This window comes from Pseudomonas reactans, from assembly GCF_013385825.1.
GTDB lineage: Bacteria > Pseudomonadota > Gammaproteobacteria > Pseudomonadales > Pseudomonadaceae > Aquipseudomonas > Aquipseudomonas reactans.
This window is the reverse complement of sequence record NZ_JACAPG010000023.1, coordinates 1-26,312: the sequence shown is the minus strand read 5'-3', so window position 1 is coordinate 26,312 and position 26,312 is coordinate 1. Positions and strand designations below refer to the sequence as shown.

At 60.0% G+C, this 26,312-nt stretch carries 24 protein-coding genes; 4 read left to right on the top strand and 20 right to left on the bottom strand.

What is annotated here, in order from left to right:
• Window positions 1-382: 382 nt before the first annotated feature.
• Together gltP and HX868_RS26585 are read left to right on the top strand one after the other, a co-directional pair.
• On the top strand, window positions 383-1,714 hold the full coding sequence (gene gltP, locus HX868_RS26590) for a glutamate/aspartate:proton symporter GltP (RefSeq protein WP_016978800.1): 1,332 nt from the start codon (window positions 383-385) through the stop codon (window positions 1,712-1,714).
• A gap of 98 nt (window positions 1,715-1,812) precedes the next feature.
• Complete coding sequence (locus tag HX868_RS26585; RefSeq protein WP_016978801.1) at window positions 1,813-3,042, top strand: nucleoside recognition domain-containing protein; 1,230 nt, start codon at window positions 1,813-1,815, stop codon at window positions 3,040-3,042.
• A 112-nt stretch (window positions 3,043-3,154) separates the two neighbouring features.
• On the opposite strand, the gene HX868_RS26580 is transcribed toward HX868_RS26585, so the two are convergent.
• From HX868_RS26580 to HX868_RS26485, 20 genes are all read right to left on the bottom strand, one after another.
• Window positions 3,155-3,766: an ABC-type transport auxiliary lipoprotein family protein gene (locus HX868_RS26580; protein ID WP_177004906.1), complete on the bottom strand. Its 612-nt coding sequence runs from the start codon at window positions 3,764-3,766 to the stop codon at window positions 3,155-3,157.
• A complete protein-coding gene (locus HX868_RS26575) occupies window positions 3,763-4,701 on the bottom strand; it encodes an MlaD family protein (RefSeq protein ID WP_177004905.1) in 939 nt (312 codons plus the stop codon). Before HX868_RS26575 ends, HX868_RS26580 begins: the two co-directional genes overlap by 4 nt.
• 1 nt (window position 4,702) lies before the next feature.
• The gene (locus HX868_RS26570) at window positions 4,703-5,506 is read right to left on the bottom strand and encodes an ABC transporter ATP-binding protein (protein WP_177004904.1); all 804 of its coding nucleotides are present in this window, start codon (window positions 5,504-5,506) and stop codon (window positions 4,703-4,705) included.
• Window positions 5,503-6,651 carry an ABC transporter permease gene (locus tag HX868_RS26565; RefSeq protein WP_177004903.1) on the bottom strand — a complete coding sequence of 383 codons (1,149 nt, stop codon included), beginning with the start codon at window positions 6,649-6,651 and terminating at the stop codon, window positions 5,503-5,505. Before HX868_RS26565 ends, HX868_RS26570 begins: the two co-directional genes overlap by 4 nt.
• Before the next feature lie 54 nt (window positions 6,652-6,705).
• The gene (locus tag HX868_RS26560; RefSeq protein WP_095014154.1) at window positions 6,706-7,737 is read right to left on the bottom strand and encodes a DUF5924 family protein; all 1,032 of its coding nucleotides are present in this window, start codon (window positions 7,735-7,737) and stop codon (window positions 6,706-6,708) included.
• A 72-nt stretch (window positions 7,738-7,809) separates the two neighbouring features.
• Window positions 7,810-9,192: a M16 family metallopeptidase gene (locus HX868_RS26555; protein ID WP_177004902.1), complete on the bottom strand. Its 1,383-nt coding sequence runs from the start codon at window positions 9,190-9,192 to the stop codon at window positions 7,810-7,812.
• 57 nt (window positions 9,193-9,249) lie between these two features.
• Window positions 9,250-10,908, bottom strand: coding sequence for a Na/Pi cotransporter family protein (locus HX868_RS26550; RefSeq protein ID WP_016978808.1), 1,659 nt, complete (start codon window positions 10,906-10,908; stop codon window positions 9,250-9,252).
• A 271-nt stretch (window positions 10,909-11,179) separates the two neighbouring features.
• The gene (locus tag HX868_RS26545) at window positions 11,180-11,947 is read right to left on the bottom strand and encodes a TerC family protein (RefSeq protein WP_177004901.1); all 768 of its coding nucleotides are present in this window, start codon (window positions 11,945-11,947) and stop codon (window positions 11,180-11,182) included.
• Between the two features lie 65 nt (window positions 11,948-12,012).
• Window positions 12,013-13,320, bottom strand: coding sequence for a CitMHS family transporter (locus HX868_RS26540; RefSeq protein WP_016978810.1), 1,308 nt, complete (start codon window positions 13,318-13,320; stop codon window positions 12,013-12,015).
• A gap of 241 nt (window positions 13,321-13,561) precedes the next feature.
• Window positions 13,562-15,523, bottom strand: a complete 1,962-nt coding sequence (locus tag HX868_RS26535; RefSeq protein ID WP_177004900.1) for a DUF7844 domain-containing protein — start codon at window positions 15,521-15,523, stop codon at window positions 13,562-13,564.
• Complete coding sequence (locus tag HX868_RS26530) at window positions 15,520-15,840, bottom strand: DUF2388 domain-containing protein (protein WP_016978812.1); 321 nt, start codon at window positions 15,838-15,840, stop codon at window positions 15,520-15,522. The genes HX868_RS26535 and HX868_RS26530 overlap by 4 nt, the downstream gene beginning before the upstream one ends.
• 39 nt (window positions 15,841-15,879) lie before the next feature.
• A complete protein-coding gene (locus HX868_RS26525; RefSeq protein ID WP_095017515.1) occupies window positions 15,880-16,188 on the bottom strand; it encodes a DUF2388 domain-containing protein in 309 nt (102 codons plus the stop codon).
• 80 nt (window positions 16,189-16,268) lie between these two features.
• Complete coding sequence (locus HX868_RS26520; RefSeq protein WP_025854295.1) at window positions 16,269-16,589, bottom strand: DUF2388 domain-containing protein; 321 nt, start codon at window positions 16,587-16,589, stop codon at window positions 16,269-16,271.
• Between the two features lie 136 nt (window positions 16,590-16,725).
• Window positions 16,726-16,911 (bottom strand): DUF1127 domain-containing protein, encoded by a 186-nt coding sequence (locus HX868_RS26515; RefSeq protein WP_033901532.1) that lies wholly within the window; start codon window positions 16,909-16,911, stop codon window positions 16,726-16,728.
• A 264-nt stretch (window positions 16,912-17,175) separates the two neighbouring features.
• Window positions 17,176-17,391 carry a DUF1127 domain-containing protein gene (locus HX868_RS26510; protein WP_010168694.1) on the bottom strand — a complete coding sequence of 72 codons (216 nt, stop codon included), beginning with the start codon at window positions 17,389-17,391 and terminating at the stop codon, window positions 17,176-17,178.
• Window positions 17,392-17,709: 318 nt separating this feature from the next.
• Window positions 17,710-19,203: a succinyl-CoA:acetate CoA-transferase ScpC gene (gene scpC / locus HX868_RS26505; protein WP_177004899.1), complete on the bottom strand. Its 1,494-nt coding sequence runs from the start codon at window positions 19,201-19,203 to the stop codon at window positions 17,710-17,712.
• 179 nt (window positions 19,204-19,382) lie between these two features.
• The gene (locus tag HX868_RS26500; RefSeq protein ID WP_028618674.1) at window positions 19,383-20,819 is read right to left on the bottom strand and encodes an NAD(P)(+) transhydrogenase (Re/Si-specific) subunit beta; all 1,437 of its coding nucleotides are present in this window, start codon (window positions 20,817-20,819) and stop codon (window positions 19,383-19,385) included.
• Window positions 20,819-21,139, bottom strand: a complete 321-nt coding sequence (locus HX868_RS26495; protein WP_003220416.1) for an NAD(P) transhydrogenase subunit alpha part 2 — start codon at window positions 21,137-21,139, stop codon at window positions 20,819-20,821. Before HX868_RS26495 ends, HX868_RS26500 begins: the two co-directional genes overlap by 1 nt.
• Window positions 21,140-21,154: 15 nt before the next feature.
• Window positions 21,155-22,276: a Re/Si-specific NAD(P)(+) transhydrogenase subunit alpha gene (locus HX868_RS26490; RefSeq protein ID WP_177004898.1), complete on the bottom strand. Its 1,122-nt coding sequence runs from the start codon at window positions 22,274-22,276 to the stop codon at window positions 21,155-21,157.
• A gap of 451 nt (window positions 22,277-22,727) precedes the next feature.
• Complete coding sequence (locus tag HX868_RS26485) at window positions 22,728-23,627, bottom strand: LysR family transcriptional regulator (RefSeq protein ID WP_177004897.1); 900 nt, start codon at window positions 23,625-23,627, stop codon at window positions 22,728-22,730.
• A gap of 157 nt (window positions 23,628-23,784) precedes the next feature.
• On the opposite strand from HX868_RS26485, the gene HX868_RS26480 reads away from it, so the two are divergent.
• Together HX868_RS26480 and HX868_RS26475 are read left to right on the top strand one after the other, a co-directional pair.
• Complete coding sequence (locus HX868_RS26480) at window positions 23,785-24,966, top strand: acyl-CoA dehydrogenase (protein WP_003187423.1); 1,182 nt, start codon at window positions 23,785-23,787, stop codon at window positions 24,964-24,966.
• Between the two features lie 13 nt (window positions 24,967-24,979).
• Window positions 24,980-26,200, top strand: coding sequence for a CaiB/BaiF CoA transferase family protein (locus HX868_RS26475; RefSeq protein ID WP_177004896.1), 1,221 nt, complete (start codon window positions 24,980-24,982; stop codon window positions 26,198-26,200).
• The last annotated feature ends 112 nt before the right edge of the window (window positions 26,201-26,312 follow it).

Below are 26,312 nucleotides of genomic sequence, written 5' to 3'. Positions count from 1 at the left end.
GCCGGGCCCATAGGACATTTCCGACACTAAACAGCGGAATTCCCAGGCATTTCTGCCAGCGCTTCAAGGACGTCCTGATTCTCTGAGCGAGCCGGGTTTGGCCGGTTCACGGCATATTTGTCGGACAAAATGTCACATTTGAACTGACCGTTCGGACAGTTATTATAGAAAAAGGCCATGCCGATTCGGCATAGGGTAGGCGTTTACGGCATTAGACGTCGCTCCCTTGCATGGGAATAGTTGCGCCTTTTTTCGCCTGCCAGTAAGCCATTTCGGCCACGCTGCGGTGACCTTCCATGGAGGCAGATGCACACACTTTTTCGCTCTCGAGCGTTGCAGATGGCGCATTTGCCTTAAGTTCACTTGAAGTAAGGGTAATGACATGAAGAAGGCAAAGCTAAGCCTCGCCTGGCAGATCCTCATCGGTTTGGTGCTGGGGATCGCAATCGGTGCAGTGCTCAACCATTTCAGTGCTGAAAAGGCCTGGTGGATCAGCAATGTGTTGCAGCCAGCGGGCGATATCTTTATTCGCCTGATCAAGATGATCGTGATCCCGATTGTGATCTCCTCGCTGATTGTCGGCATTGCCGGTGTCGGTGACGCGAAGAAGCTCGGGCGTATCGGCGTCAAAACCATCCTTTACTTCGAAATCGTCACCACTATCGCCATCGTGGTCGGCCTGCTGCTGGCCAACCTGTTCCACCCCGGTGCCGGCATCGACATGAGTACCCTGGGTACCGTCGACATCTCCAAGTACACCGCCACCGCTGCCGAAGTGCAGCATGAGCATGCGTTCATCGAGACCATCCTTAACCTGATCCCGTCGAACATCTTCGCCGCCGTCGCCCGTGGCGAAATGCTGCCGATCATCTTCTTCTCGGTGCTGTTCGGCCTGGGCTTGTCGAGCCTCAAGCCTGAGCTGCGCGAGCCGCTGGTGACTATGTTCCAGGGCGTGTCCGAGAGCATGTTCAAAGTCACCCACATGATCATGAAGTACGCCCCGATCGGCGTCTTCGCACTGATCGCCGTGACCGTCGCCAACTTCGGCTTCGCCTCCTTGCTGCCGCTGGCCAAGCTGGTGATCCTGGTTTACGTCGCCATCCTGTTCTTTGCCTTTGCAGTACTGGGCCTGATCGCTCGCCTGTTTGGTTTCTCGATCCTCAAGCTGATTCGTATCTTCAAGGATGAGCTGGTCCTGGCCTACTCCACCGCCAGCTCCGAAACCGTGCTGCCGCGCGTGATCGAGAAGATGGAAGCCTACGGCGCGCCGAAAGCCATCTGCAGCTTCGTGGTGCCGACCGGTTACTCGTTTAACCTCGACGGTTCGACTCTGTACCAGAGCATCGCGGCCATCTTTATTGCCCAGCTGTATGGCATCGACCTGTCGGTTGGCCAGCAGTTGATGCTGGTCCTGACCCTGATGGTCACCTCCAAAGGTATCGCCGGCGTGCCGGGAGTGTCCTTCGTGGTGCTGCTGGCGACCCTGGGCAGCGTGGGTATTCCGCTGGAAGGCCTGGCGTTCATCGCCGGTGTCGACCGCATTATGGACATGGCGCGTACGGCCTTGAACGTGATCGGCAACGCCCTGGCCGTATTGGTCATCTCCCGTTGGGAAGGCATGTACGACGACGCCAAGGGCGAGCGCTACTGGAACTCGCTGCCGCACTGGCGCAGCAAGGACGCCGCGCCGGCCGCCCAAGCGACCCGCAGCTGATAACACAACAGCTCTAAGACAAACCCCGGATCATTCCGGGGTTTGTCGTTTCTGCCAGCCCCGCTATCATTCGCTCCATTCTTCGGGGGATTCAACTGATGCTCAATGGCCTGTGGCTTGGCTTCTTTGTCGTGGCAATGGTGTCGGCACTGGCGCAATGGCTGGTCGGCGGTAACGCCGGAATTTTCGCGGCAATGGTCGAAAGCATTTTCGCCATGGCCAAACTGTCGGTGGAAGTGATGGTGCTGCTGTTCGGCACCCTGACCCTGTGGCTGGGTTTCTTGCGCATCGCCGAGAAGGCCGGAATCGTCGATTGGCTGGCCAAGGCCCTTGGCCCGCTGTTCCGCCGTCTGATGCCGGAAGTACCTGCCGGCCACCCCGCGATCGGTTTGATCACTCTCAACTTCGCCGCCAACGGCCTGGGCCTGGATAACGCGGCGACGCCTATCGGCTTGAAAGCGATGAAGGCGCTGCAGGAACTCAACCCCATCCCCAACACCGCGAGTAACGCGCAGATCCTGTTCCTGGTGCTCAATGCGTCGTCGCTGACGCTGCTGCCGGTGACCATCTTCATGTACCGCGCCCAGCAAGGCGCAGCGGACCCGACGCTGGTGTTCCTGCCGATCCTGTTGGCGACCAGCGCCTCAACCCTGGTCGGCCTGCTCTCGGTGGCGATCATGCAGCGCCTGCGGCTGTGGGACCCGGTGGTGCTGGCCTATCTGATCCCGGGTGCGCTGGTATTGGGCGGCTTCATGGCATTGCTGGCGACCCTTTCCGCGACGGCGCTGGCTGGCTTGTCGTCGATCCTCGGCAACCTCACGCTGTTCGGCTTGATCATGCTGTTTCTGGTGATCGGCGCGTTACGCAAGGTCAAGGTGTACGAGGCATTTGTCGAAGGCGCCAAGGAAGGCTTCGACGTGGCGAAGAACCTGCTGCCCTACCTGGTGGCGATGCTGTGTGCCGTGGGTGTGTTGCGCGCTTCGGGCGCCCTGGATTTCGGCCTGGAAGGTATTCGCCATGTGGTCGCCTGGACCGGCATGGACACACGCTTTGTTGATGCCTTGCCGACTGCGATGGTCAAGCCGTTTTCCGGCAGCGCTGCGCGGGCGATGTTGATCGAGACCATGCAGACTCAAGGTGTGGACAGCTTCCCGGCGCTGGTGGCGGCGACGATCCAGGGCAGTACCGAGACCACCTTCTATGTGCTGGCGGTGTACTTTGGGTCGGTGGGAATTCAACGGGCCAGACATGCGGTGGGGTGTGCGTTGCTGGCGGAGTTGGCCGGTGTCGTTGCTGCTATTGCGGTGTGCTACTGGTTCTTTGGCTGAGGCTTACACCCAAACCTGTAGGAGCGAGCTTGCTCGCGAAGAACGTATCGGCAACGCGGGCTGGCTGATAGCGCTGCGTTATCGTTGACGATTTTCGCGAGCAAGCTCGCTCCTACAGTGGGTGCGCTGCCGTGCCTTGACTCACCACCCAATCCACCACCTGCTTGTTCAACTGATCCCCCGCCTGCCCAAACCCGGCCACCACCGCTGGCACCTTGGTGTCGCTCACCGGCTGCCGCACCTCAAACCTGCGGCTTGCAACAATCCGCTGATCACGCCCACGCACCAACCGCGCATCCAGGCGAATCACCACCTCCACCGCACTGCCGTGGTATTCACTCTGGAACGCCTGCAATTGCCCGCCCAGCTCATAGTCGGACTGCAGGTTGGTATCGTCGGTGCTCAGCAGCGTCACCCGGCCATCGCGCTGGAAGCCGTCCATGAAGCGGTTGCGCAGCAGCACCGGCGACGGGTCGCTCCAGCGCGAGTTGGCATAACTGCTGATCAGGTCGCCATTGGGCACCACGGCAATGCGCGGGCTGTCGAGAAATTCGCTGGTCTGCGGCTTGTTCACACGCAGTGACCAACTGACAGGCGCGGCCTGGTTGGTGCTCTGCGCCGCGGCCAGGCGATACACATCCGACGGGTCGGCCTTGGGCAGGATCGAGCACGCGCTCACCAGTGCCAGGGCCACCGGGGCGATCATTTGGTAAGCACGCTTCATGGCGTGAACTCCTTGTTCTTGTCGCTGCCCAGCAGGTAACCGCTGGGGTTGGCTTCCAGGCGGCGGGAGATGGCGCGCAGCGAGCCGAGGGTTTCGCGCAGTTCGCGCACGGCCGGCGCCAGTTCGTTGAGGCCTTGCATGCCGCTGTTCACCGAGTCCTTGTTGTTGGTCAACAAGGTATTGATGGTCGCGGTGCTTTGCTCAAGGGATTTCATGGCCTGCTCGGCACTGCCGAAGGCCTGCTTGCCTTGTTCGTTGAGCAAACCGTTGGCGTTGCGCATCAGCACGGTGGTCTGCTCCAGGGCGGCGCTCGCCTGTTTGCTCACTTGCATCAGTTGCTGCATCACCACCTTGATATCGCCGCGCTGGTCGGCGATGGCGCCGGTGGTTTGTTGCAGGTTGTCCAACGTATTGCTGAGGCGCTCGACGTTCTCGCGGGAGAACATGTGGTTGGCGTTGTGCAGCAGCAGGTTGATGCTGGTCATCAGGTCGTTGCTGTTGTTCAGCAGGCGCGCGATGGGCGATGGTGAGGCGATGATCTGTGGCAGGTTACCGTCCTTGCCCTTGAGTTCGGGACTCTGCGGGGTGCCGCCACTGAGCTGGATGATCGAGGTACCCGTGATGCCGGTCAGGGCCAGCTTGGCCTGGGTGTCTTCCTTGACCGGCGTCTGCCCGGCCAGGCGGATACGTGCCAGCACGCGGCGCGGATCCTTGGGGTCCAGGCTCAGGCTGATGACATCGCCCACCTTGATCCCGCTGTACTGCACCGAACTGCCCTGGGACAAGCCGCTGACCGCCTCGTTGAAGATCACTTCGTAGTCCTGGAAGGCGCTGTCGACGCTGGACTTGGCCAGCCACAGGCCGAACAGCATCGCGCCGACCACCACGATCACGCTGAACAGACCGATCATCACATGATGGGCTCGGGTTTCCATGTCATACCTCGTTAAGCGATTGAGCGGCATCCAATGCCGCGCGGCCACGGGGGCCGTGGAAATATTCGTGGATCCATGCGTCGTCCGTTTCCGAGACAACATCAATGGCATCGGCCACCAGCACTTTCTTCTGCGCCAGCACCGCCACGCGGTCGGTGATGGTGTACAGCGTGTCCAGGTCGTGGGTGACCAGGAACACACTCAGGCCCAGCGCATCGCGCAGGGTCAGGATCAGTTGGTCGAATTGCGCTGCGCCAATCGGGTCGAGGCCGGCGGTGGGCTCGTCGAGGAACAGGATGTCCGGGTCCAGGGCCAGCGCGCGGGCCAGAGCGGCGCGCTTGATCATGCCGCCGGACAGCGACGCCGGGTACTTGTCGGCCGCCGACAATGGCAACCCGGCCAGGGCAAGTTTCACCGCGGCCAAGTGCTCGGCGTCGCGCCGGCTGAGGCCGGCATGTTCGATCAACGGCAGCGCGACGTTTTCGGTCACGGTCAGCGAAGAAAACAGCGCGCCCTTCTGGAACAGCACGCCAAAGCGCCGTTCCACCAGGGAGCGCTCATGTTCCGGCAGGCTCGGCAGGTTCTTGCCGAACACCCGCACTTCGCCTTCGCTGGGTCGACGCAGGCCGACGATACTGCGCAGCAGCACCGACTTGCCGCTGCCGGAGCCGCCGACCACGGCGAGAATCTCGCCCTTGTATAAATCCAGGTCGAGGTTCTCGTGCACGCTCTGGCTGCCAAAGCGATTGCATAGGCCGCGCACTTCAATCACCGCCTCGGTGGGCGCTCGGTGTAGACGACTCACCAGCCCATCTCCATGAAGAACAGCGCGGCGACCGCATCCAGCACGATGACCACAAAGATCGATTGCACCACGCTGGAGGTGGTGTGGGCGCCGACGGACTCGGCGCTGCCGCTGACCTTGAAGCCCTCCAGGCAGCCAATGGCGGCAATCAGGAACGCAAAAACCGGCGCTTTCACCATGCCCACCAGGAAGTGCTGCACGCCAATGTCTGATTGAAGCAACGAGAGGAACATCGCTGGCGAAATATCCAGGGCCACGGCGCAGACCACGCCGCCGCCGACAATCCCCGAGAGCATCGCCAGGAAGGTCAGCATCGGCAATGCCACCAGCAGCGCCAGTACGCGAGGCAGCACCAACAACTCCATCGGGTCCAGGCCCAGGGTGCGGATGGCGTCGATTTCTTCGTTGGCCTTCATCGAGCCGATCTGGGCGGTAAAGGCACTGGCGGTGCGACCGGCGATCAGGATCGCCGTCAGCAACACGCCGAATTCCCGCAGGAAAGAGAACGCCACCAAGTCGACGGTAAAGATAGTCGCGCCAAAACTCTTGAGCACGGTGGCGCCGAGGAATGCCACCACGGCCCCCACCAAAAAGGTCAGCAGGGCCACGATGGGCGCGGCGTCGAGGCCGACCTGTTCCAGATGCGCGACCATGGGCGTGATGCGCCAGCGCTTGGGACGGAAAATGCTACGGGCGAAGGTTTCGAGGATCAGGCCGATAAAACCCAGCAGTTTCTTGCTGTCCTGCCAGACGGTGTCCACCGCTCGGCCAATGCGCGCCAGCACCTGGATGCCGGCGGTTTCTTCGGGCGCCTTGTCCGGCACGCAAAAGTCATTCAGGGAGCGGTAGACGGTCTTGAGCAGGGCGCGGTCGGCGGCAGACAGGCTGCAGTCGGTCTGTTCGGCGGATTGCTCGATGCGGCTTGGCCCCAGCAACTCCACCAGCAACGACGCGCCGGCAGTATCCAGGGCGCCGAGGCCGTTGAGGTCGATGCGTGCGCCGGCATCGTATTGGCCGTCGAGCGTGTCCGACAGCTTCTTCAGGTTGGCGTAGTGGGCAAGCGTCCAGTCCCCCGTAATCCTCAGCTGTGGCGGGGTGGTGGACGTATCGAGGTGGGCTGCACCGGCCGTCGTAGGGGGGGTCATAAGCTCCGAGCTTGTTTGGCTATCCACAATTCCTACGTAATAGCACGAACCTGCCTACTTTGGGTTGTCCGTTTGTGCTGAGTCCGTCACTTTGAAGCGCAACACGCCGATCACCTGCCCGTCTTCGGTCAGTACCCGCACTTGCCAGCGGCCCACGGCGTCGCCGGGGAAATTCTGTTTGTGGGTCCAGGCGCGATAGCCCTCTTTGCGCCCGCCGTGGATATCCAGGGCGATGCGGTCGACCTCTTTGCCGTTGAATTGCCACACATGGTAGATGCGCTCATCCAACCCGCGCGGCGCATTGATCGCGGTGTAGGCGTACAACCCGCCGCCGCGCAGTTGGGCGGCGGTGACTTCCTTGAGGTCGTCGCCCGGCGTGCGGTCTTGCAGTTGGGTGCTGATGGCCACTTCGGTCATCCACAAGGTGGCCGGCGGCACCCAACTGCGCAGGAACCACCCGGCGCACCCAATTGCGGCCGTGACCCCGAGCAACATCGCCCAGCCTTTAAGGCTGCGTAGCGGCATGCTCACAGCCAGGGTTGGAATCGACAATGCCATGGCCACGCCCAAGGCGAGTTTGTAACTTTCGGCCGTGGTCAGGTGCAGGATGATCGGCAGCGCGGTGAGCAGTGCGGCGAACAGGGTGAAGGTGTGCAGCGCGAGGAACAGTGAGCGTTTGGGCGCCAGCCATTTGTAGTACAGCGGGTCGACGATCGACACCAGCGCCGCCGCGCCGAGCAGGCCTGTGAACACCGATTGACCGCTGTTCCATGCCGTGGTGATGAAAAAGAACGGCAATACAAAGAACAGACTTTCCTGGTGGATCATCTGGGTCGCGTAGCGCAGCAGCGGTTCGGGGATTTCGCGCTTGAAGACTTTGGTGAACAGCTGGGTGAAGCTGTTTTCCAGCATCAGCCACAACCAGCTCACCAGCATGATCACCGCGATCCAACTGGCCATGCCCTGCTGGCGATCCACCAGAATGAAGCTGCCCACGCCCGAGATGAAGCCGCCGAGTGCAATCACCCCTGGGTAGCGCTTCATCAGCTCGAGAATGCGCTGGATTACGTGGGTCAGGTTTGGCATCTGGCGGTTCGCAGTCTTTGTAGGAAAAAATCCTAGACAGAATAACGTCTTAGCCCGTCATACGTTGCGTCATTACGCAATCCGTTTGCGATAAACCCGCACGCCGATCAACACAAAGGCGATCAGCCCGAGGACACCGGCGCCGATCCAGCTGAGCCCGTCGTAACTGAGCAGCGGCTTCTCGATACGCCAGTAGCCGGGTTGCTTGAACACTTGGCGCATGGCCTGGTTGGTCTGGTCCAGGCTCACGGCCTTGATGCGTTTGACCGGGTCGCTGAAGTGACCGTTGTTGTAATCGCCGGAAGCGCTCCAGTAATAGTCGGCCAATGCGCTGTTGCCCTGCACGGCCCAGGCCTGGCGGGCGACCGCGGCTTGTTGCAGGCGGGCAAACACCGCCGGGTCGAGGCCGTCTTTGAGCAACTGCGCCCTGAGGTCCTGAAGGACCTGTTCGGCTTCGGGCAGGTTTTCCCGCTCCAGGTCGGCGTTCAGGCTGAGGAAGCCGACGCCGCCGAGCACTTCGCGTTCACTCCACGGGCCGTAGGACAAACCGTGGTTGAGGCGCAGTTGGCGGTACAGCGCCCAGTCGAGGTAGTCCTTGAGCAGGTCGTAGGTTTCATCATGCCCGTTGTCCAGTACCGGCTCCGGGAACAGCCAGTGCAGTTTGGCGCTATCGCCGACCCAGCCGTGGATCAGTTCGCGGTGGGTGGCGGCGGCGTGCTGGATTTCCGGGAGTGCCGGGTGTTCCGTGGGTTCGACCGGGTCGAGCTGGCCATAGGTACGTTCCAGATAGGCCGGTAGCAATTTGTCGAGGTCGCCGACGATGATCAGGGTCATGTTGTTGGGCGCGTACCAGTTTTTGCGCAGGTTCTCCAACTGGTCGCGGGTCAGATGGTCGACCTCGGCGCGTTCGGCGCATTTGAGGCCCAATTCCACGGCCAGTTGGTTGCTGGCGGTGTGGCCCAAGTCCTGGCGGTCCAGCAGGCGTTGCAGGTGTGAGTAGTGGCCGCCGTCTTCGCGCTCCACCACCCGCTTGGCGGCGTCGATATTGGCGTCGGTCAATTCGGTGCGGGTGAGGATCGCCAGCAACAGGTCCAGCACCTTGCGCTGGTTTTGCGCGGGCGCCTCGATCACGAAGGTGGTGTCGGCGTTGCTGGTATAGGCGTTCCACTCGCCGCCCAGGGCTTGCATGCGGTCTTCCAGCTCACCTTCTCCACCGCCGTCGATGCCGCTGAACAGCAAGTGTTCCAGCAGGTGCGGCAGCTCTTTGTCCTCACAACTGAAGTCATCCAGACCCACGCCCACCACCAGGCGAATCGCCACATGCCCGCGTTCGGTGCCCGGCTTGAGCAGCAATTGCAGGCCGTTGGGCAAGGTGTAGCCCTCGACTTGCAGGCGGTCAAAGGCGAAGGCATGGGCAGAACCCATGAGCAGGCAGGCGAACAACAGGCGACGCATAACAAGCTTCCTGGCGAGTGAGGTCAGTTTTAACTGACTTCGCGGGCCATCATCCGTTCAAGGCGAGTGTGTGATGTCGGCAATATCTTCGGCGGAGAGCGCGCCGGTGTCGGACGTTTCCAACACTACATAAGCACTGCTGCAAAACAACGAGTTGAGGCGCTTCATGTCGGCAATCAGCTCCAAATGCAGGGAGCTGGTCTCCAGACTCTGTACGATTTTCCGCTGCAGGCGACTCACGTGGGCGTGGGCCAGGCGGCGTTCCTGGGCGCGGAAGCGGCGTTTTTCGCGCAGCAATTGGCGGGCACTTTCCGGGTCGGCGCTGAGGAACACTGACAGGCCCAGGCGCAGGTTGGCGATCAACTGGCTGTGCAGGCCAGTGAGTTCTTCCAGGCCCACTTCGGAGAACTGGCGACGCTGGGAGGTTTTCTGCTGCTGCACTTTGCGCAGCATGCGTTCGATCAGGTCGCCGGCCAGTTTGAGGTTGATCGACAGTTCTATGATTTCGGCCCAGCGACGGCTGTCCTGCTCACTGAGGTCTTCGCGGGGCATTTGTGCCAAGTAGAGTTTGATTGCGCTGTACAGCGATTCGACGTCGTCGCTGAGGCTGCGCATTTCCTGGGTGATGGCGGTCTGTTTGCCACGCAGCACTTCCTGCATGGCGGTCAGCATGTTGTCGATCAGGTCGCCCAGGCGCAGGGTTTCACGGGCGGCATTGGCCAGGGCCAGGCTTGGGGTGCTGAGTGCCGTCAGGTCCAGATGGCGCGGCTTGGCCTTGCCGTTGACCTCTTCACGCTCGGGCAGCAGCCAGGCGCACAGCTTTGCCATCGGGCCGATGGTCGGCAGCAGGATCAGGCAACGACTGACGTTGTAGAGCAGGTGGAAGGTGATGACCATGCCCTGGGCGCTGTAGTCCAAGCCATCCATCCACAGCACCAACGGGTCCAGCACAGGAATGATCAGCAACAGGCCGATCAATTTGTACAGCAGGCTGCCTAGCGCGACCTGGCGCCCGGCCGCGTTCTGCATGCTGGTGCTGAGAAAGGCCAACACGCCGCTGCCGATGTTGGCGCCGATCACCAGGCCGATGGCCACGTGCAAGCCGATCACTCCGGCACCGGCCAGGGTCGCGGTCAGTAGGACGGCCGCCAGGCTGGAGTAGGAAATCATCGCGAACAAGGCGCCGACCAAGGCGTCGAGGAGGATGTCGCCGGTCAAGGACGCGAACAGCACTTTCACGCCCTGGGCATGAGTGATGGGCCCGGCGGCTTCGACGATCAGTTGCAGCGCCAGGATGATCAACCCGAGGCCGATCCCCACGCGGCCCAACTGCCCTGCCCGCGTCTGTTTGCGCGACAGGAAGAAAATCACCCCGAGAAAGATCAGCAGCGGCGACAGCCAGGACAAATCGAACGTCAGCACCCGCGCCATCAATGCCGTACCGACATCGGCGCCGAGCATGGTCGCCAGGGCGGGCATCAGCCCCATCAGGCCCTGGCCAACAAAGGAGGTCACCAGCATCGCCGTGGCGTTGCTGCTCTGCACCATGGCCGTCACCAGGATACCGGCGATAAACGCCAGCCAGCGCTTGGACATGTTCTGCCCGATGACTTGGCGCAAATTGGACCCGTAGACCCGCAGGATGCCGGTACGGACGATGTGCGTGCCCCAGATCAGCAGGGTCACGGCGGAAAGCAGATTGAGCAAGGTCAGCATGCTCGGCCCCCCGTGTGGGTGCGCTCTAAAGTGAGCGAAGGAAAGTTGCCGCGTGCCGCTCTACGTCTTGTACTTAAGCTGTAGTTGGCGAATGGGCTCTGCGCCAGCATCGCATAGCTAAAGTGGGGATTGAAACAAATCTGTCATCTGTAGGAGCGAGCTTGCTCGCGAAGAGCGTCAACGATAACGCGTTCATTTTGAAAGAACGCGGTGCCCTTGAGTTTTTCGCGAGCAAGCTCGCTCCTACAGTGATGACGATGCGGCGTTCCGGTTATTGACCCGGAATGTCTTTGCGCAGTTTCACCGGATCCTGCTGTTTTTTCTTTTTCGCGATGGCGGTGCGCATCTTGATGTTCACCGCTTCCACCGCCAGCGAGAACGCCATGGCGAAGTAGACGTAGCCTTTTGGCACGTGCACATCGAAGGACTCAGCGATCAGCACGGTACCCACGACCAGCAGGAACGACAGCGCCAGCATTTTCAGCGACGGGTGCTTGTCGATGAATTCGCTGATGGTGCCGGCCGCCAGCATCATCACCAGTACCGCCACGACAATCGCCGCGACCATGACCGGGACATGGGACACCATGCCGACGGCGGTGATCACCGAGTCCAGGGAGAACACGATGTCGATGATGGCGATCTGCACGATGGTGTAGATGAACTTGCCACCCTTGCCGCCTGGCTCTTCGTGGGTTTCGTCTTCACCTTCCAGCGCGTGGTACATCTCCTGGGAGCTTTTCCACAGCAGGAACAGGCCACCGAAGAACAGGATCAGGTCGCGACCGGAAATGCCTTGGCCGAAGACCACGAACAGATCGGCGGTCAGTTGCATCACCCAGGTGATCGACAGCAGCAACAGGATGCGCGTGATCATGGCCAACGCCAGGCCGAAGATCCGGGTGCGCGCCTGCATATGCTTGGGCATTCGGCTGACCAGGATCGAAATCATGATGATGTTATCGATGCCCAGGACGATCTCGAGGGCCGTCAGGGTGAAGAAGGCAATCCAGATTTCCGGATTGGTCAGCCATTCCATGTGTATTCCTTTGAGCAAGTGTTAAACCGCGCAAGCTGCAGCGCCGCGCGGTTGAGTTGGTACGATTATAGAGTGCTGAACAGCGGAATAATCCCCATCAGCAAAGCGGCGACCATTATGCACAGGCACACCAGTACTGCCCACTTGAGGGTAAAGCGCTGGTGATCGCCAAACTCGATACCGGCCAAAGCGACCAGCAGGTAAGTCGAAGGTACCAGCGGGCTCAACAGGTGCACAGGCTGGCCGACGATCGACGCACGGCCCATTTCTGCAGCCGTGATGCCGTAGTGGCTGGCGGCTTCGGCGAGTACGGGCAGTACGCCGTAGTAGAACGCATCGTTGGACATGAAGAACGTAAACGGCATGCTCACCAGCGCGGTGATCACGGCCAGGTAAGGGCCCAGCGCTTCAGGGATAACGGCCAGCAGGCTCTTGGACATGGCATCGACCATGCCGGTGCCCGACAGGATGCCGGTGAAGATACCGGCCGCGAAGATCAGCCCCACCACCGCCAATACGCTGCCGGAGTGTGCGGCGACGCGGTCTTTTTGCATCTGCAGGCATGGGTAGTTGACGATCATCGCGATACTGAACGCCACCATGAACAGCACCGGCAGTGGCAATAGGCCGGCGATCAGGGTGCACATCAGAGCGAAGGTCAGCGCGCCGTTGAACCAGATCAGTTTCGGGCGTCGGGCGTCCGGGAATTGCGACACGCTGATTTCACTGTGATCGATCTCGTCGCCTTGCAGGTGCAATTCACCCAGGCGTGCACGTTCGCGCAGGCCGTACATGTAGGCGATCACCAGGATGGCGACGACGCCGGCTGCCATGGCCGGGATCATCGGTACGAAAATGTCCGACGGGTCCACATGCAACGCACTGGCGGCGCGGGCGGTCGGGCCACCCCAGGGGGTCATGTTCATCACGCCACCGGCGAGGATGATCAAGCCAGCCATGATCCGCGGGCTCATGCCGATGCGCTGGTACAGCGGCAGCATGGCGGCCACGCAGATCATATAGGTGGTGGCGCCGTCACCGTCGAGGGACACGACCAGGGCCAGCACGGCGGTGCCGACCGAGACTTTCAGCGGGTCGCCCTTGACCATCTTGAGGATCTTGCGCACGGCCGGGTCGAACAGGCCGGAGTCGATCATCAGGGCAAAGTAGAGAATGGCGAACATCAGCATCACGCCGGTCGGCGCGAGCTTGGTGATGCCCGCGAGCATCATCGGGCCGATCTCCGGCGCAAAACCACCGAACAGCGCGAACAGGATCGGCACGATGATCAAGGCGATCAGCGCGGACAGGCGCTTGGTCATGATCAGGAACATGAACGTGATGACCATGGCAAAGCCAAGGAAAGTCAGCATAGGAATACTCCAGGCGTAGCGTGGCTAGGGAATGGCGAACCGAGTGGGGGTCAGCGCAGAACGAAAGGCACGAGGCGTACGGGTGGAGTGGGGGCGAACAGGCGGGTACGAGCGGACATCGGGAATCACCATTGTTGTTGTTAACAGCCGGTCTGTTGCCGGCAGTGGAGGCGATCCTAGACGGGTAAGCTTTCAGCCAGCTTTCGCCGGCTGAAAGGGTGATGAAGGGTTATTCGGCGTTTCAGGGCAGCTCCAGGCCGCCCGCCGCCTTGTGCAAGGCCCGTAAATGCTCGCCTACCTGCTTGAGGTTGGCTTCGCAGGCGGCAATCTCGGCGGAGCGGGAAGGCTCCAGCAGCGCCCTCACCTCTTTATCCAGCTCACCAGTCAGTGATTGCAGTTGCTTCTGGCGCTCGGCGCTTTCCGATTCCAGGCGCTTGGCTTCCGAAGGCTGCGGCAGGCCATAGCCGCCGCTGCCCAAGAGTTCTGCCGGGCGACTGAGGAAACCGCTGTTGGCGAGGATCTGTTGCAGCGTAGCGTTCGCTTTCTCCATGCCGCCGTTTTTCAGCTCGCGGGCGCCGAGGTAGCGTTGTTTGACTTCGTCCTGGGCCAGCATCAACTGCTTGCGAAAGCTCGCCTGCTCGAGCAATAACAACGCGGCGCTGGTGCGCAGGTCGGCCTGACCGAACCACTGGCGACGCTCCTCTGCGCTGAGAGACAGCCAGTCTTCGACCTGGGTCTGTTTGATCGGCAGGTGTTTGCGCAGCACATCGAACATCGCCTGGTAGCGTTCGCGGAAGGAGTCGAAGTGATAGCCCAGGCGTAACGCCCGGCGTTTATCGTCCAAGACGCTGGTGTCGGCCAGGCCGCGGGCACTCAATACCTCAAGCAAACCGTTGGGCGTGATGTTGTCCAGACCGGTCAGTTGCGGGTTGGCGCTGCCGCTGCGTAACAGTTTCAGGCTCTCCACTGCACAGTTGTTGGAAATGAAGAAGTAGTTGCCGTCGTAGCTCCAGTGCATCTCGGCGGCATGCTCGACGGTATCGTTGATTTCCTGGCGGGTCAGTTTCAACGGCACGGAGGCCAGGCCGCGCAACTCGGTCTTGGTGTACTCGTCGATCACTTGCGCCAACGGTAGGACAAACAAGCGCGACGGGTATTTGCCGACCAGTCCGTCCCAGCTCGACAGCTGTACGTCACCCACGAACGCCCGGTAGGACAACACCAGGTGCTGGTCCAGGTCCAGCCGACAATCCGGACCACGCGGGCGGCCGGGCGCGCAGATCACCAGGCGCAACATGCTGTGGCCCCAGCGGCTCACCAGGTTTTGGTTGGCTTCGGCCAGCAGGTAGTCGATTTCGTAGACGCGCTCCGGGTCGACATGGCCCAGCGGCGTCTTGGCGAAATCGTTGCCGGCGTTCAGGAATGCGTAGGTGTTGGCGCAGGCGTCTTGATTCGGCGGCGCCCAGCCAAAGTGTTCTTTGTAGTAACGGAACAGCGAGGGGCGACGACAGGCATAACTCTGGTCAAGCAGGAAATACTCCATGTTGACCGCGACGAACTCCAGCGGGCTGGTGGTTTCGTAGATGTCCGGGCTGCGGGCGACCTGATGGTTGTTTTGTTCGCGTTCGCCACGACGGCCGACGTATTGCGGCCAGCCGGCAAGGTCCAGCAGGCGTGGGTCATCGCTGAGGGTAAAGCGTCGGTCATGCTGGCCACGGCATTGATCCGGCAGGCCGATCAAGCCGGTGATGCTGTTCTGGCGGCTGCAGCGGTTGATCAGTGCGCGGTCTGCTTTGGACCACAGGCGTGCACGGTCATAAATGTGCGTCAGTTCATGCAGCACGGTGGCGAGCATTTCGCGGCGCACAGTGCCGTGGGGGCGATTGGTTTTCTGGGTGGCGGCGCTGCCATCGGTCAGGCTGGCGAGCAAGTTGCGGTTGAGGTCCAGCTCGGACACCAGAGAGGCTTGCCCATAGGCGTTCTCGGGCATCTTGTCGGTCCAGCCGACATCGATGCGGCGGTCCAACTGCTTGATGAAGCTAGGCGGTAAAGCGCGCATCGCTTCGTCGAGCAAGGCCTGGCTGGCCTGTTGTTCAGCCGGGCTCAAGCCATCGGTCTTGAGCCGCAGTTGCAGGCCGGCTTGGGCTGCGCTAGCACACAGCAGTACAACCCCGGCCAGGAGCCAGGCGGCCATTCGCCTCACAGTGCGAGGATAGCTTCGGCGAGGGTCTGGTCACTGGCGTCGCGGGCTTCCGGCAGACGGGTGCGCAGGGTGTCGAAGGCGGCTTCCAGGCGTGCACCACGGATCTCGCCGTTGGTAGCGACGAAGCTGGCAGCGTCATCGTGGGCTTCGCGCACGACTTTGGAGTCGCGGATGGAGGTGGTGGTGTCCGAGGTGAAATCAATGGTGCGGCCAGAGGCGCGAACAATGATGTTACTGGTGGCCACCAGGGTCTGTGCCTGGGCAACGTCGGCCAATACCAGCAGGCCAAGGGCGGCGGCGATCAGCGGGCTACGCATGAGATGACTCCGAATACAAAGATAGAAATATAAAGATGATTATTGGACGAGAATTGCTTGCGCCAGTTCAAGGTCGCTGGCGTTAAGTTTTGGTTGGCTGCGGCGCAGATAATCCAGCGCTGACTCCAACCGTGCCCCCCGCCATTGGCCGTCAGTGGCGATAAACGCGGCAGCGTCATCCTGGGCGGCCATTATCACTTTTCTGTCGAAGGGCGCGGAAGTCACCTTGCTGGTGGCGTACGCGCTGGCGACGGTGCTTTGGGTGGTCAGGTCGAAGGCCGAAGCCACGGCCGACCAAGCGCCACAAAACAATACTGGAACTATTAAAAGGCGGTATGAAAAAGCCATGGGACTCGACAACTGAAAACGAGCGCCAAGGCTAGCGTAATGCCCGGGCGAGAGCCAGCGCCCAGGCATTAGCCCTGCATTCAGATCGCCAGGATGGCCTGGGCCAACTGTGCGTCAGTTGCGGTGTTCAACTGCGGCGCTTGTTGGCGGATCTGGGCCAGGGCGCTTTCCAGTTTCACACCACGGATGGCGCCTTCGCTGGCAACAAAGCTGGCGGCGTCGTCACGGGCAGCGCGCACGACTTTGTTGTCGCGCAGGGACGAGGTGGCATCGGAGCTGGCGTCGGAGGTGGCTTTCAGCGCGCCGACGATGGAGTCGGTGGTCACGATGAAGCTGGTCGCGTTGGCGTTGGCAGCCAGGGCCAACAGGGCGGCGGCACTCAGCAGGCGAAGACGGGACATGGGATGACTCCTGTAGATGAACGGATAAGGTGGCGCAGGGCAACCATTGGGGATCAGACGCCCGTACTACGCGGTTCGCCACGTGGTGACTGGATATTAAGCCGCCGTTTATCCGTTCGGGAAGCGTCTTGACTGCCTAGTCACGCCAGAACGGTTTGGACAGCTCGTTCATTCGGTCGCCAGGGCTGATGCCCAGGTCGGACAGTTCACGGCTATCCAGCTGAGACAACTGGCGCCGTTCATAGGCCTGGCGCAGCCATTTGGCCACGGTCGAGGCCGCTTGGCGTAACAATCGCTTATAGCGGGGGGATGGCGTGTCCATGGCGAGCACCTTTCATGAGGTCTTGGGACACCATGTTGAGCGAGGGGATGTGATCGATACAGATACAATGAAGTTAAATTGTACTGCTTAATTGTTGTACTTTTTTAAACTGTACCTGTCTTCAAATCATGCCACTGTTTTCCGGTTGAAAACCCAAACCCCGAAAACAACAAAGCCCGCCTCCGGTTTCCCGTGGCGGGCTTTGCTTTGACAAATCAGGGTGCTGGCGGTGGACCCGGTAGGTCAGGGCCAGCGAGCGCTAAGTTAGCGCCAGAACGGCTTGCTCAGCTCTTCGTAGCGTTGAGCTTCGCTGATGCCTGCGTCAGCCAGCAGACGCGAATCCAGGCGAGCCAGTTGATGGCGGCTGGAGATGCGGCGCTGCCACAACATCAGGTTGGCGATAACGCGCAGAGGCAGGGAGGCCTGGGTGTTTACAGCTTTTTCTTCGAAGAACAGATCGGAACTGAGTGTACGTTCCATGATGACATCCTTCCGCTTGTGGCGGGATTAGGTAGTGGTTTAACTGATGCCAATGATCCTCTTCCGGCGCAAGACTCTCTAGATACAGTTCACCTGTATTGTGAGGGGCCAGTTAACTGTTTATGGGTGCTGTACTGTACAGAAATGGGGCAACTGTACCTGTCCGCACTGAAGTGGTGCGAAATAGGTGATTTCGAAGTGATGTGTGGGATATTTCGGTAGGAAATGACCGGTACAGCAGTACAGTTTTTTCTAGAAATGGCAATGAAGAGATCAAGCTGATGAAACTGTGTTTGCATCAGCCCGGATCTGTATCAATCACGCCTTGAGCATATGCCCGGTTTCTTCCAGGTTGATGTGCCAGCTCAGTGCTTCACGCAGGATGTGCGGGGTGTGCCCGCCGATGGCGCAGGCGGCGTTGAAGTAACTGTTCAGGGCATCGCGGTAGGCGGGGTGCACACAGTTATCGATGATCACCCGCGCCCGTTCCCGTGGCGCCAAGCCACGCAGGTCGGCAAGCCCAACCTCGGTGACCAGAATGTCGACGTCATGCTCGGTGTGGTCCACATGGCTGACCATCGGCACTACGCTGGAAATCGCCCCGCCTTTGGCAATGGATTTGGTAACAAAGATCGCCAGGTGCGCATTGCGCGCGAAATCCCCGGAGCCGCCAATACCGTTCATCATCCGCGTGCCGCAGACATGGGTGGAGTTGACGTTACCGTAGATGTCGAACTCCAGCGCGGTGTTGATGCCGATGATGCCCAGGCGACGCACCACTTCCGGATGGTTGGAGATCTCTTGCGGGCGCAGCACCAGTTTGTCCTTGTACTTCTCCAGGTTGCCGAACACGTCGGCATTGCGACGCTCCGACAGGGTGATCGAGCTGCCCGAAGCAAAGCTCAGCTTGCCCGCGTCGATCAGGTCGAAGGTCGAATCCTGCAACACTTCCGAATACATGGTCAGGTCTTCGAACGGCGATTCGATCAAGCCACACATCACCGCGTTGGCGATATTGCCGATGCCGGCCTGCAACGGCCCGAGTTTGTTGGTCATGCGGCCGGCGTCGACTTCTTGCTTGAGGAAGTTGATCAGGTGATTGGCGATGCCTTGGGTGTCACTGTCGGGTGGCGTCACGGTCGATGCGGAGTCGGCCTGGTTGGTGATGACGATGGCTGCGATCTTTTCCGGTGGGATCGGAATCGCAGTACTGCCGATCCGGTCATCGACCTTCACCAAAGGAATTGGCGTACGGGTTGGCCGGTACGTCGGGATGTAGATGTCGTGCAACCCTTCCAGGTTCGGGTTGTGTGCCAGGTTGATCTCGACGATTACCTGCTTGGCGAAAATCGCAAAGCTGGCCGAGTTGCCTACAGACGTGGTGGGCACAATATGGCCTTGCTCAGTGATTGCGACCGCCTCAATCACCGCAATATCCGGCAGCTTGAGCTGATTGTTGCGCAGTTGCTCGACGGTTTCCGACAGGTGCTGGTCGATAAACATCACCTCGCCGGCGTTGATCGCCTTGCGCAGGGTGCTATCAACCTGAAACGGCATGCGTCGCGACAGCACGCCCGCTTCAGTCAGTTGCTTGTCCAGGTCATTGCCCAGGCTGGCGCCGGTCATCAGGGTGATTTTCAGTGGGGAAGTCTTGGCACGTTCGGCCAGGGCGTGGGGGACGGCCTTGGCTTCACCGGCACGGGTGAAGCCGCTCATGCCGACGGTCATGCCGTCCTTGATCAGTGCGGCGGCGTCTGCCGCGCTCATGACCTTGTTCAACAACGAAGGCAAGCGGATACGATCACGGTACATGGATTGTTATCTCAGGCTACGGAAGCAAGGTGCGCAGTTTAGTGACTTCAAAAAAATTCGGCCCGCTACCATGGTCGAATGCCAGGCAGCGATTTAGAGCCTTTGGTCGGGTTTCATGCGGTAATAAAAAACCCCAGCCTATCGCAGGCCGGGGTTTCGAGTATTGCGCTGAAGCAGTGTTACTCGACGGCTTTGACCATGTCTTCGATGACCTTTTTGGCATCACCGAAGACCATCATGGTCTTGTCCAGGTAGAACAATTCGTTATCCAGGCCGGCGTAGCCGCTGGCCATCGAGCGCTTGTTGACGATGATCGTCTTGGCCTTGAAGGCCTCGAGAATCGGCATGCCGGCGATCGGTGAATTCGGATCGTTCTTGGCGGCCGGGTTGACCACGTCGTTGGCGCCCAGCACCAGCACCACGTCGGCCTGGCCGAACTCGGAGTTGATATCTTCCATTTCGAACACCTGGTCGTAAGGCACTTCGGCCTCGGCGAGCAGCACGTTCATGTGCCCAGGCATACGGCCCGCCACCGGGTGGATCGCGTATTTCACGGTGACGCCGTGATGGGTCAGCTTCTCGGTCAGTTCCTTGAGCGCGTGCTGTGCGCGCGCCACGGCCAGGCCGTAGCCTGGGACGATGATCACGGTATCGGCGTTGGTCAGCAGGAAGGTTGCGTCGTCCGCTGAGCCGGATTTGACCGGTCGTGCTTCTTTAGAGCCAGCCGCTGCACCTGCATCCGGCGCATTGCCGAAACCGCCGAGCAGTACATTAAAGAAGGAGCGGTTCATCGCCTTGCACATGATGTACGACAGGATCGCGCCGCTGGAACCTACCAGGGAACCGGCGATGATCAGCATCGAGTTGTTCAGCGAAAAGCCGATGCCCGCCGCAGCCCAGCCGGAGTAGCTGTTGAGCATCGAGACGACCACAGGCATATCCGCGCCGCCGATCGGGATGATGATCAGCACGCCCAGCACGAAAGCCAGGGCCAGCATCAGCGCGAAGGCGGTGAGGTTGCCGGTGAACATGAACGCCAGGCCCAGACCCAACGTTGCGAGGCCAAGCACCAGGTTCAGCTTGTGCTGACCGCCGAACTGTACCGGTGCGCCCTGGAACAGGCGGAACTTGTACTTGCCCGACAGTTTGCCGAAGGCGATCACCGAGCCGGAGAAGGTAATGGCGCCGATGGCTGCGCCGAGGAACAACTCCAGGCGGTTACCGGCGGGAATCGAGTCGCCCAGGTGTTTGACGATGCCCAGGGACTGCGGCTCAACCACTGCTGCAATTGCGATGAACACTGCTGCCAGGCCGATCATGCTGTGCATGAACGCTACCAGTTCAGGCATCTTGGTCATTTCTACGCGCTTGGCCATGATCGAGCCGGCGGTGCCGCCGATCAGCAGGCCAACGATTACGTAACCAATGCCTGCGGTAGCCAACTCAGCGCCCAGCTTATAGATGAGGCCCACGGTGGTGAGCACCGCCAGCGCCATGCCGAGCATGCCGAACAGATTGCCGCGACGTGACGTGGTGGGGTGTGACAGACCCTTGAGCGCCTGGATGAAGCAGATCGACGCGATCAAGTAGAGCGTCGTGACGAGATTCATGCTCATTACTTAGGCGCCTCTTCTTTTGCTTTCGGGGCTTTCTTCTTGAACATCTCAAGCATCCTGCGGGTGACCAGGAAGCCACCGAACACGTTGACCGCTGCGAGTGCCACGGCCAGCGTGCCCATGGTCTTGCCCAGTGGCGTGACGGTGAGGGCTGCGGCAAGCATGGCGCCGACGATCACGATCGCGGAAATGGCGTTGGTTACCGCCATCAATGGTGTGTGCAGCGCGGGGGTAACGTTCCAGACCACGTGGTAACCGACATAAATCGCCAGCACAAAGATGATCAGGTTGTAGATACCGGGGGAGATAAGCTCTTCCATCGTCTGAATCCCTGCTTAGGCGTTTTTGCGGATGACTTGGCCGTCGCGGCACATCAGGCACGCGGCGACGATGTCGTCTTCGAGGTTGATTTCAAACTGCCCTTCCTTGGTGAAGACCAACTTCAGGAAGTCCAGCAGGTTGCGTGCGTACAGGGCGGATGCGTCGGCAGCGACGGCACCGGCCAAGTTGGTTGGACCGCAAATGATCACGCCATTTTCCACTACCACCTGGTCGGCCACGGTCAGCGGGCAATTGCCTCCTTGGGCTGCGGCGAGGTCGATCACGACCGAGCCGGGCTTCATCTGCGCGACGGTTTCGGCGCTAAGCAAGGTCGGCGCTTTGCGGCCTGGGATCAGGGCGGTGGTAATGACGATGTCGGCCTGCTTGGCGCGTTCGTGCACGGCCAAGGCTTGGCGTTGCATCCAGCTGGTCGGCATTGGCCTGGCATAACCGCCGACGCCGACGGCGCACTCGCGTTCTTCATCGGTCTCGTAAGGCACGTCGACAAATTTGGCGCCGAGGGATTCGATCTGCTCTTTAACGGCCGGGCGGACGTCAGACGCTTCGATCACTGCGCCTAGGCGTTTCGCCGTGGCGATGGCTTGCAAGCCTGCAACGCCGGCGCCGAGGATCAGCACGCGTGCAGCCTTCACAGTGCCTGCTGCGGTCATCAGCATCGGCATGAAGCGCGGATAGTGATGAGCGGCGAGCAGGACGGCTTTATAGCCGGCAATGTTGGCCTGGGAAGACAGTACGTCGAGGCTCTGCGCCCGCGAGGTACGCGGCGCGGCTTCCAGTGCGAAGGCCGTGATACCACGCTCGGCGAGCTTGGCAATCGTTTCGTTGCTGAACGGATTGAGCATGCCCACCAGCACGGTGCCGCTTTTGATCAGCGTGAGTTCGCTGTCGCTGGGGGCAACCACCTTGAGGATCAGCTCGGCGCCAAATGCATCGCTGGCGCTACCAATGGTTGCTCCTGCCATTTCATAGGCACTGTCGACGACGCTGGCCTTAATGCCGGCTCCGCTTTCTACAGTGACCTTATGGCCCTGGCCGATCAGCTTCTTGATGGTTTCCGGGGTGGCAGCCACCCGCGTTTCACCGGTCTGGGTTTCGAGAGGAACACCAATGTGCACGTCAAATCTCCTGCATGATCTTTTTGCTTTTGATCTTTTTGTAAAAAGGCCAGTGCACCGCGAGTGGCGCAACTGGGGCGGCCGATCAGCACGATCCCGCTGAAATGACAGCGGGGCGCGGCATTTTGCAGGCGAACTTTACGGCCATCAAGGGATTATGACGGGTGACGAAAAATTAACTACAAGTCACCCTGTGACTGATTGTCGCAACACGCTGAAATAACCTCTTCAAATACATGGGCTTAAAGGGCTGCAGGCTTTTTTGCAATCTTTTGACATCGTTGGTGTGAATAGTCGGTCATTGGCTTGTAATAGTCGCTACAAGTCATATAGATCATGGCCTTGAGCCCTATTTTCGCCTGACAGATACAGTCTGTTGAAATGCGACATATATGTATATCTGTAGGATTACGAATTTGCTGACTACAGGGTCAGCAATGTTGTTTTACCTTTAAATACAAGGGCTGTAGCGCTGTGACTGGTCGATCAGCCAGTCCCTGAATGCGTGTAATGAGGCAGATTCGACCTTCCTGTCAGGAATCATCAAGTAATAGGCCTTCGAGCTGCTCAGTGCTTCGTGGCTTGCGATCACCAGTTGGCCGTCCGCTAATTCGCGTTGGATGAGGAACGGCGGGATCAGCGCGATCCCCATGTCATGCATGGCGGCCTGAGACAACATCGAGAATAGCTCGTAACGGGGCCCTGTCATGTCGCGAGGTACGCTCAGTTGCTGGGCGCTGAACCACTGGCGCCACGCGTAAGGTCTCGTCGTTTGCTGCAGGAGGGGCAGTTCTGCGATTTCCTGGGGACTGAATTGCGTGCTGTTACCCAGCAATCGCGGGCTGCACACCGGGACAGGATTTTCTCCCATCAGACGGTGCGATTCCGTACCGGACCAGTCGGCATCGCCGAAGTAGATGGCGGCGTCGAATTCGGTGTCGGCAAACAGGAAGGGCCGTGTACGGTTCGTGAGGTTGACTGTGACTTCAGGGTGCTGGCGTTGGAAATCCTTGAGGCGAGGGATCAGCCATTGAGTGCCAAATGTCGGGACCACCGCCAGCTCGATAGTGTTAGCACCCTGCTGACCCATGACGGAAAGCGTATCGCGCTCCACTGCGTCCAGCTGTGTGGCAACGCGGCGGCTGTAGGACAGTCCTGCTTCCGTCAGTTTTACCCCTCGGCGTGAGCGACGAAACAGCTCGACACTCAAAAACTCCTCAAGGCTGGCGATCTGTCTACAGATGGCGCCTTGAGTGATCGAAAGCTCGTGTGCGGCCTTGGTAAAGCTTTCGTGGCGGGCCGCCGCTTCAAAACTGACCAAGGCGGTAGTGCTGGGAATTTTTCTGCGCATATACCGTGTCCTCACATATAAAGCGCATATGCACGCTTGTTGGCGGTTTCGAAGTGAGAAATTAGCACAACCCTATGCGGAAACCTCGTTTGCCCTGAGCGCTTGTCGCGCCTAGGCTGGTTGCACGACTTCCGTTTCTTTCCGCGAGGACTTATTCATGGCTGGCAAGGCAAGCTTCAACTGGATCGATCCACTGCTGCTGGATCAACAGCTCACCGAAGAAGAGCGCATGGTGCGCGACAGTGCTGAGCAGTTCGCCCAGGACAAACTGGCGCCGCGTGTGCTTGAAGCCTTTCGCCATGAAAAGACTGACCCTGCGATTTTCCGCGAGATGGGCGAGACCGGTTTGCTCGGTGCGATGATTCCCGAGCAGTACGGCGGCAGCGGCTTGAACTACGTCAGTTATGGTTTGATTGCGCGCGAAGTGGAGCGTGTCGATTCCGGCTATCGCTCGATGATGAGTGTGCAGTCTTCGCTGGTCATGGTGCCGATCAATGAGTTTGGCACCGAGGCGCAGAAACAGAAGTACTTGCCGAAGTTGGCGTCTGGGGAATGGATCGGCTGTTTCGGCCTGACCGAGCCCAATCATGGTTCTGATCCAGGTGCGATGATTACCCGGGCTCGAAAAGTGGACGGCGGTTACAGCCTGACGGGCGCGAAGATGTGGATCACCAACAGCCCAATCGCGGATGTGTTTGTGGTGTGGGGCAAGGACGACGCCGGTGACATCCGTGGCTTTGTCTTGGAGAAAGGCTGGAAGGGCCTGAGTGCACCGGCGATTCACGGCAAGGTCGGGCTGCGCGCCTCCATCACCGGTGAAATCGTCATGGATAACGTATTTGTGCCGGAAGAGAACATCTTCCCGGATGTGCGTGGCTTGAAGGGCCCTTTTACCTGCCTTAACTCTGCGCGTTATGGCATCTCCTGGGGCGCGTTGGGTGCTGCTGAATTCTGCTGGCATACCGCCCGTCAATACACACTGGATCGCCAGCAATTCGGCCGTCCATTGGCTGCAACTCAACTGATCCAGAAGAAACTGGCCGACATGCAGACCGAGATCACTCTGGCCCTGCAAGGCTGCCTGCGTCTGGGGCGTATGAAGGATGAAGGTACCGCAGCGGTTGAAATCACTTCGATCATGAAGCGCAACTCCTGTGGCAAATCCCTGGATATCGCGCGTATGGCGCGCGACATGCTCGGTGGCAACGGCATTTCCGATGAGTTCGGCGTGGCGCGCCACCTGGTCAACCTGGAGGTCGTGAATACCTATGAAGGTACTCATGACGTGCATGCTCTGATTCTGGGGCGCGCGCAAACCGGTCTTCAGGCGTTCTATTAATAGGAGCACGGCCATGGGCGCGCTTTCGCATCTGCGGGTACTGGATCTATCGCGAGTACTGGCGGGCCCCTGGTCCGGGCAGGTTCTTGCGGACCTTGGGGCTGAAGTGATCAAGGTCGAGCGGCCGGGCAGCGGCGACGATACGCGCGCCTGGGGGCCGCCCTTCCTTAAGGATGCCTACGGCGAGAATACCAGTGAGGCGGCGTACTACCTGTCGGCCAATCGCAACAAGCAGTCGGTGACGATCGATTTTACGCGGCCGGAGGGGCAGGCGCTGGTGCGTGAGCTGGCGGCCAAGTCGGACATCCTCATTGAAAACTTCAAGGTGGGCGGGCTTGCGGCGTATGGGTTGGACTATGAGTCGCTCAAGGGGATCAACCCTGAGTTGATCTACTGCTCGATCACGGGCTTTGGCCAGACCGGGCCCTATGCGGCGCGGGCAGGCTATGACTTCATGATTCAGGGGTTGGGCGGACTTATGAGCCTGACGGGGCGCCCCGAGGGGGATGACGGTGCTGGCCCGGTCAAGGTAGGTGTGGCGCTGACTGACATTCTTACGGGGCTCTACTCGACGGTGGCGATTCTGGCGGCACTGGCTCATCGCGATCATGACGGTGGCGGGCAGCACATCGATATGGCGTTACTGGATGTGCAGGTGGCCTGCCTGGCCAACCAGGCGATGAATTACCTGACGACAGGCGTATCGCCAAAGCGGCTGGGCAACGCGCATCCGAATATCGTGCCTTATCAGGATTTTCCCACCGCCGACGGTGACTTCATCTTGACGGTGGGTAATGACGGGCAATTTCGTAAGTTTGCCGAAGTGGCCGGGCAGCCGCAGTGGGCGGATGATCCGCGCTTCGCTACTAATAAGGTGCGGGTGGCGAATCGGGCGGAACTGATTCCGTTGATTCGTCAGGCGACGGTGTTCAAGACGACGGCTGCGTGGGTGTTGCAGCTGGAGCGGGTGGGTGTGCCTTGTGGGCCAATCAATGACCTGGCGCAGGTGTTCGCCGACCCTCAGGTCAAGGCGCGTGGGTTGGAAATGGAGTTGCCTCACGCGTTGGCGGGGATGGTGCCTCAGGTTGCCAGCCCTATACGGTTGTCCAAGACGCCAGTGGAATACCGCAATGCGCCTCCTCTGTTGGGTGAGCATACGGCTCAGGTGCTTCAGGATGTACTGGGTTTGGGCGCGGCGAACGTGGTTGCTCTTAAGGCGGCCGGTGTTATCTGAACCCTTTCCTCTATATAGAAGGTGCGGCGGGCTCTTTGTTGGTGGTTTTTTAATCAACGCTAACTAATTGATAGAAAAGCAAAATCAAGGGTTGACGGCAGATTCCAGAAGT

What these genes read in the sequence shown, in the direction of transcription:
- gltP (WP_016978800.1), top strand. Translation starts at nt 383, where the DNA reads ATGAAGAAGGCAAAGCTAAGCCTCGCCTGGCAGATCCTCATCGGTTTG.
- HX868_RS26585 (WP_016978801.1), top strand. Translation starts at nt 1,813, where the DNA reads ATGCTCAATGGCCTGTGGCTTGGCTTCTTTGTCGTGGCAATGGTGTCG.
- HX868_RS26580 (WP_177004906.1), bottom strand. Translation starts at nt 3,766, where the DNA reads ATGAAGCGTGCTTACCAAATGATCGCCCCGGTGGCCCTGGCACTGGTG.
- HX868_RS26575 (WP_177004905.1), bottom strand. Translation starts at nt 4,701, where the DNA reads ATGGAAACCCGAGCCCATCATGTGATGATCGGTCTGTTCAGCGTGATC.
- HX868_RS26565 (WP_177004903.1), bottom strand. Translation starts at nt 6,651, where the DNA reads ATGACCCCCCCTACGACGGCCGGTGCAGCCCACCTCGATACGTCCACC.
- HX868_RS26560 (WP_095014154.1), bottom strand. Translation starts at nt 7,737, where the DNA reads ATGCCAAACCTGACCCACGTAATCCAGCGCATTCTCGAGCTGATGAAG.
- HX868_RS26555 (WP_177004902.1), bottom strand. Translation starts at nt 9,192, where the DNA reads ATGCGTCGCCTGTTGTTCGCCTGCCTGCTCATGGGTTCTGCCCATGCC.
- HX868_RS26550 (WP_016978808.1), bottom strand. Translation starts at nt 10,908, where the DNA reads ATGCTGACCTTGCTCAATCTGCTTTCCGCCGTGACCCTGCTGATCTGG.
- HX868_RS26545 (WP_177004901.1), bottom strand. Translation starts at nt 11,947, where the DNA reads ATGGAATGGCTGACCAATCCGGAAATCTGGATTGCCTTCTTCACCCTG.
- HX868_RS26540 (WP_016978810.1), bottom strand. Translation starts at nt 13,320, where the DNA reads ATGCTGACTTTCCTTGGCTTTGCCATGGTCATCACGTTCATGTTCCTG.
- HX868_RS26530 (WP_016978812.1), bottom strand. Translation starts at nt 15,840, where the DNA reads ATGCGTAGCCCGCTGATCGCCGCCGCCCTTGGCCTGCTGGTATTGGCC.
- HX868_RS26525 (WP_095017515.1), bottom strand. Translation starts at nt 16,188, where the DNA reads ATGGCTTTTTCATACCGCCTTTTAATAGTTCCAGTATTGTTTTGTGGC.
- HX868_RS26520 (WP_025854295.1), bottom strand. Translation starts at nt 16,589, where the DNA reads ATGTCCCGTCTTCGCCTGCTGAGTGCCGCCGCCCTGTTGGCCCTGGCT.
- HX868_RS26515 (WP_033901532.1), bottom strand. Translation starts at nt 16,911, where the DNA reads ATGGACACGCCATCCCCCCGCTATAAGCGATTGTTACGCCAAGCGGCC.
- HX868_RS26510 (WP_010168694.1), bottom strand. Translation starts at nt 17,391, where the DNA reads ATGGAACGTACACTCAGTTCCGATCTGTTCTTCGAAGAAAAAGCTGTA.
- scpC (WP_177004899.1), bottom strand. Translation starts at nt 19,203, where the DNA reads ATGTACCGTGATCGTATCCGCTTGCCTTCGTTGTTGAACAAGGTCATG.
- HX868_RS26500 (WP_028618674.1), bottom strand. Translation starts at nt 20,819, where the DNA reads ATGAGCATGAATCTCGTCACGACGCTCTACTTGATCGCGTCGATCTGC.
- HX868_RS26495 (WP_003220416.1), bottom strand. Translation starts at nt 21,139, where the DNA reads ATGGAAGAGCTTATCTCCCCCGGTATCTACAACCTGATCATCTTTGTG.
- HX868_RS26485 (WP_177004897.1), bottom strand. Translation starts at nt 23,627, where the DNA reads ATGCGCAGAAAAATTCCCAGCACTACCGCCTTGGTCAGTTTTGAAGCG.
- HX868_RS26480 (WP_003187423.1), top strand. Translation starts at nt 23,785, where the DNA reads ATGGCTGGCAAGGCAAGCTTCAACTGGATCGATCCACTGCTGCTGGAT.
- HX868_RS26475 (WP_177004896.1), top strand. Translation starts at nt 24,980, where the DNA reads ATGGGCGCGCTTTCGCATCTGCGGGTACTGGATCTATCGCGAGTACTG.